Below are 5,455 nucleotides of genomic sequence, written 5' to 3' on the forward strand. Positions count from 1 at the left end.
TTGGGGTCCACAAGTCCGGGACCTTGCGGAAACCGAACGGCCAGCGCTTGAGCGGGCCGGCCACGCCGCTGCTCTCGCCGCGATCGGCCGCGGCGTTTACGCCGCCCAAGTGGAGACGCTGTGCGAGGAGCTGGACCGTAGCAAGCGCTCCGATACGCAACGCGCGGCACTGACCGGCATCGTCCAGCGCTGGAAGGCCCAGGCCGCTCGCCTGGACTGGCCAGCTTTTCTCGACGATATGACGGACCGGACCGAGTTGGCTCCCGTCGTCTCTGTTGCGCTTCAGGACACGCTCGCATGGGTACGCGCCGGACACACCGATCCGATGCGGTTGGAGCGCGTGTACCGTGACGCCGAAGAGGCGCGAAAGGGGCGACGAGCGCGGCTCTCACGCAGCCAGTTCGGCGTCGATCAGCGTGCGGACTGGGACAATGATCACCATCCGCTGGGTGCGCCGCTTCATTACCGCTGGGACCGGGTGCAGATGCTGCTGCAGGACCTCGTCGGCGCATGAGAAGGGCGCCGAAGGACTTCCCCGGCCAGGCCTTTCTTGAGCTCCTGCGGCCACCCAAGCTGACCACAACCCGCTTGGCCCTGTTCGCCGCCTACTCCGCCGACCCGATCGTTCTTGGGGGCGCTCTGTTGAATCTCCACGCCCGCGGCCGCGACAATGCGAGCGGCAACAAGTCCGACTTCGCCGGCGCGATCGAGGCCTTGCGCGAACGGGTGCGCTTCATTGTCCAGCGCGGGCGCATCCATCGTGGACCGAGGCTCCCGAAGATCGCGGCCGTGCTCGACCAGTTCGTGGTGGAGATGCCCTATCGGGAAAGCGCGAACAGCTGGCACCCGAAGGCTGCGTTGATCTGCTATCAAGCGGAGGGATTGCCACGGTTCTGGCGGCTTTGGGTCGGCAGCCGCAACCTGACCATGAGCCGTGACCTGGATCTCGGGCTGGTGTTGGACGGCGAAAGCCGCCGCAGGAAGGGGAGCCAGGTCGTCGATGGCATCGATGCGCTGGGTGTAACCCTCGCGCGCGCAGCCAAGCTGCCCGACGTCGATCCGGACGATCTCGCGAAGGAGCTCAGGGCCGTGCGCTGGATCGCGCCGGACGACATCGATGTGTCACGGATCGACCTCTGGACGCGCGGCTCGGAGCCGATCGCTCCGCTCGATGCGACGTCCGGAGACAAGATCGTCGTCCTGAGCCCGTTCCTCTGCGATGCTTTCGCACGATCCCTTGCCGATATGACCAAGGCAAGCGCGGACCGCACTCTGGTGACGACGCTGCCGGCGCTGCGCAAGCTTGGCAATGACGGCCGCGCGGGTCTTTCCGACTTCAAGTTGTTGGCGCTTGGGGCACCGATCCCGGACGGAGACGACGTCGCTGAGGTTGAGCTGATAGGGCGGGAGCCGGCAACGGACGAGGAAGACGAAGGTTCGGGCGGCGCTAGTCATTCGGGGCTGCACGCCAAGCTGTTCGCGGCGATCCAGGGCGAGCGGATCGAGATCGTCGCCGGCAGCGCCAATGCCACCGACCGGGCTTGGTCGGGCCGCAATGCGGAAGTCGCCGCCCGCTTCACCGGCGGCAGCGCCGAGATCGACGGCGTCCTGGCGATCGTCGGGTCAGCGACACCGGTATCCGATGCTCTCCTGCAGACGCTGACGGAAACAGAAGCTGACGCAGCCGAACTTGCTCTCGAAAGGCTGCGCTGGACGCTTGCGGACACGTCACTCAGCCTGGACCGCAACGGCAGGGAGTATCGTCTCACCTCTGGCGAAGTCGTGCCGCTGCCGCCCTCAGCTCAGTTGGAAGCAGGGCTCGCCACGATGGCGCTCCACCGCTGGCAGCCCGGCGTGACGCACATCGAGCTCGGAGAGGTTCCGTTGTCCCTGCAAACGGATCTTGTTCAGTTTCGGCTGACGATCGGGGATCTGCCGCCGGCGTCATGGCTCCTGCGCGTGCCGGTGGTCCCCTCGATCGACGCGGAGCGGGACGCTGCCGCGATCAGCCGCTTTCTGAGCGTCGACGGCCTGCAGGCGTGGCTGCGCGAGATGCTCGAGGGTGGAGCAGGGGCGGGGAGCGAGGACGACTGGGACACGGAGCCGGAAGCGGTTGCGCCCAAGCGGAGCAGCTGGAAGCATGACGGGCTCGCGCTCGAGGATATCCTGACCGCCTGGGCCAAGGACCAGACCAACAAGTCCGGTTCGTTGAAGCGTGTCGATGCCGTGATCGACCGCTATGTGGCTGCGGTCCTGGCTCATGGCGAGCACCTTACGCAGGCGGACAGAGACGATCTGACCGCCCTCCAGCAGACTTGGCGCATCGCGCGCGAGGTCCTGATCGCAAGATGAGCAGCACACCGCGCGCCTTTCAGAACGCGACGGTAGGCGCTGCCGTAGCCGCGCTGACCGGTAATGGCAGTCGCCGCTTTCTGGTGGCCGACGAGGTCGGCCTCGGCAAGACGACAGTCGCTCGGGAGGTCGTCCGGCAGCTGTCGCGTGGCGGTAGGAAGAAGTTTACGGTCTACTACGTCACCAGCAATGCCCGTGTCTCCGACCAGAACGCGGCGCGTCTGGTCGACTTTCTGGATGACAAGCGCGCCAGGCTGCGGGCCCTTTCCAAGGTCGATCGGCTGTCGATGATCCCGCTCGATCAACGGCCGAACGACAAGGAGCCGCCATCGCCGCTCCGGCTCTATTCGCTGTCTCCTCAGACCTCCTTCCCGCCCGAAGGCACACGACCGACACCTGGCGCTGCGGTCGAGCGTGCCTTTTTGAGCCTGCTGCTCGAGCGCGCCGTGCCGGGGATATTGGAGACACTCCCCGAGCGCTTCATCCAACAGCGCGCGACCGTAAGCTGGGAGGGCGCCTGCCGTACTGCGCAGCGGCTGATGGGCGGCATCGATCCGAAGCTTGTCGGCACCTTCCGCACCGCGCTCAAGTCGCGCTTCAATCCGGAGGGTAAACGTCCGGGTCTTCGCGAACGCATCGCGACAGCCGCACAGACAAAGCCCGAGGCGCGGACGCTGACGGTGTTGCGCCGCCTTCTTGCGGAGGCATGTCTCGAGGCGACCCCGCCGGACCTTATCGTCTTCGACGAATTTCAGCGCTTCCGCGAGCTGCTGGCACCTTCGAAAAGCGACCGGCTGGGGCGCGCCCTTCTTGGAATCGGCTCGAAAAAGCCTGCCATGCTGCTTTTGTCGGCCACACCCTATCGCCTGTATGGCGAGTCCTGGGACGGAAAAGACGGTCCTCAGGCTCACGAGGAGCTTTTCGACACGATCGAGTTTCTGACGCGCAGCACCGCCGTGCGGGAGGACGCCGAGCAGCTCTTTGCCAGCTTCGGCGAGATCCTGCGTGCGATCGGTGACGCAGAGGGTGACACCATCGATCCGCTTCTGAAGGAGCGTGCGGAAGCGACGCGCGACCGGATCGACCGCCTGCTGCGCCCCTGCATAGCACGTACCGAGCGCCCGCCCTCTATAGGCCTGGATCACCGCACCCGCCGCGATCCGCTGGCCCTTGCCCCCGGCGATCTTCATACCTTCCGGCACTTCGCCAGCAAGGTGTCCGACCGGAACAAGACCGCGGCCTCTGCCTACTGGCTGTCCGTCCCACTACCGGCGCAGGCGCTCGGGTCCCGTTACAAGATCGCCGACAAGGTCGAGTTCGGCCGCCAACCGGGCGTGCCGGTGCTGCGCTCTGCACGACGCACCGGCGACGGCAAGGACGGCTGGGGCAGCCCGAAGCTCCGAGCCCTTCGCGAGATCGCGCGAGCACCCGATCTCGCGCTCCCTTGGGTTGCCCCTTCCATGCAGTGGTGGCCGCTTGCAGGTCCCTGGGCGCACAGCCCGGCGCAGAAAACGCTTCTGTTCAGCCGTTTTCGCGCCACCCCGCAGAGTGTTGCATCCTTGATCAGCCTCGGTGTCGAGGACGCTTACCTCGACGCCGGACCAACCGCCCGCCGGCGACCCTGGGAAAGCAAGCGGCTGGCTCCGCAGTCCGGCCTGCCCGTGATGTCGTTGTTCCATCCATCGCCGTTTCTGATCCGGGCGACCGATCCTTTGAAGGGCAACCATTCGTCCGCCCGCTACGCGCTGCGCACGGTCATCGGACAATTACGGAAGGCGCTCAGGGATCAGAAGGTCGAGATCCGCAGCAAGCCGAAGAAGGACGCCGAACGGGCACGTCCGCTTTGGAACCTCCTTGCCGCGATCGAGCGAAAGTCCGGCGATTTCGCGGCATCCCAGGCGGCATGGAACGAGACGGCGGGGGCTGAGGCAGTGCTCGGGCGCATCGTCACCGAGCGCAACCACGTCGAGAGTATCGACTGGATCAGCGCCAAGGAGCTGCAACGCTTGGCCGAGATCGCCTTGGCCTCACCGGCGGTCGCTGTCGGCCGCGCACTGCTCCGGCACTTTCCGGCGGCCATCGAGGCAGACCACCTTTCGAAGCTCGTCTCGTTCTGCTGGCACAGGCTGCGCCCCTATCTCGACAACCGGGTGTTCTGGGGCCGGCTGGGCGACGGCAATCCCACCGAGGTGCTGATGGCGGCGGTCCGCGACGGCGGGCTCGAGAGCGTGCTCGACGAGCATTTTTGGCTAGCGCAAGGGCAGACCGACGCCCCGAACCTTCTCGATGAGCTGGCATCGGCGCTGCACGCCTCGCTCGGTTGGTTCACCTTTCGTGGGATCCCGACAACATCGAGCTCAATCCGCCTTCGTTGCCACGCTGCCGTGCCGTTCAGCGGCACCGAAAGCGGGGATGCCGAATCAGCACAACGCGCGTTGAGCGAGCCTGAAGCCGAAGCGCCGCCACGCGCTGAAAGCCTCCGGCGCGCGTTCAACACGCCATTCTGGCCCCATGTGCTCGCGACGACCTCGATCGGTCAGGAAGGGCTCGACTTCCATAGCTGGTGCCGACGCATCGTTCACTGGGATTTGCCATCTAACCCGGTCGACCTTGAACAGCGTGAAGGTCGCATATTGCGCTATGGTGGTCTCCTTGTACGACGTCCGCTCGGCGCGCTGGTGCGGAACGACGCTGTGGCCGCGGCAGGTACCGGTTGCTCGCCCTGGACGGAGGCCGCAGCGTTGGGCGAGCTCCTGTTTCAAGACGGCACCGGGCTGGCACCCTGGTGGACGTTCAAGCATGCCGATATCGATCGCCACGTGCTTGCATTGTCGAGGAGCCGTGACATCGCACGGTTCGACTACCTCCAGCGTCAGCGTTTGCTCTATCGCCTCGCGCTCGGCCAGCCGAACCAGGAGGATCTGGTCAATCATCTGGCGAGAGGCAGCGATGCGAAGATCGCCGAACTGAGCGCATTGGCTCTGGACCTGAGGCCGCGCTGAAGTCGACCGTCGGTCTCAGTCTACGGGGCCGGTGAGAGGATGGTCAAAATCGTACGCTCTCATGACTGCCATCCGAGACGCTGGCCGAGTTTACCTTGTCG

At 65.8% G+C, this 5,455-nt stretch carries 3 protein-coding genes; all 3 read left to right on the forward strand.

Annotation, left to right across the window (positions count from 1 at the left end):
• Nucleotides 1-514, forward strand: a 514-nt coding sequence (locus tag Q0579_RS07220) for a hypothetical protein (protein ID WP_298810611.1), incomplete at its 5' end; no start/stop codon positions are given.
• Between the two features lie 74 nt (nt 515-588).
• Entirely contained in the window at nt 589-2,352 is a 1,764-nt protein-coding gene (locus Q0579_RS07225) for a phospholipase D family protein (RefSeq protein WP_298810613.1), read from the forward strand.
• Nucleotides 2,349-5,354: a DEAD/DEAH box helicase gene (locus tag Q0579_RS07230; protein WP_298280083.1), complete on the forward strand. Its 3,006-nt coding sequence runs from the start codon at nt 2,349-2,351 to the stop codon at nt 5,352-5,354. Before Q0579_RS07225 ends, Q0579_RS07230 begins: the two co-directional genes overlap by 4 nt.
• Nucleotides 5,355-5,455 lie beyond the last annotated feature (101 nt).

The sequence above is a fragment of the uncultured Sphingomonas sp. genome (genome assembly GCF_936927845.1).
GTDB lineage: Bacteria > Pseudomonadota > Alphaproteobacteria > Sphingomonadales > Sphingomonadaceae > Sphingomonas.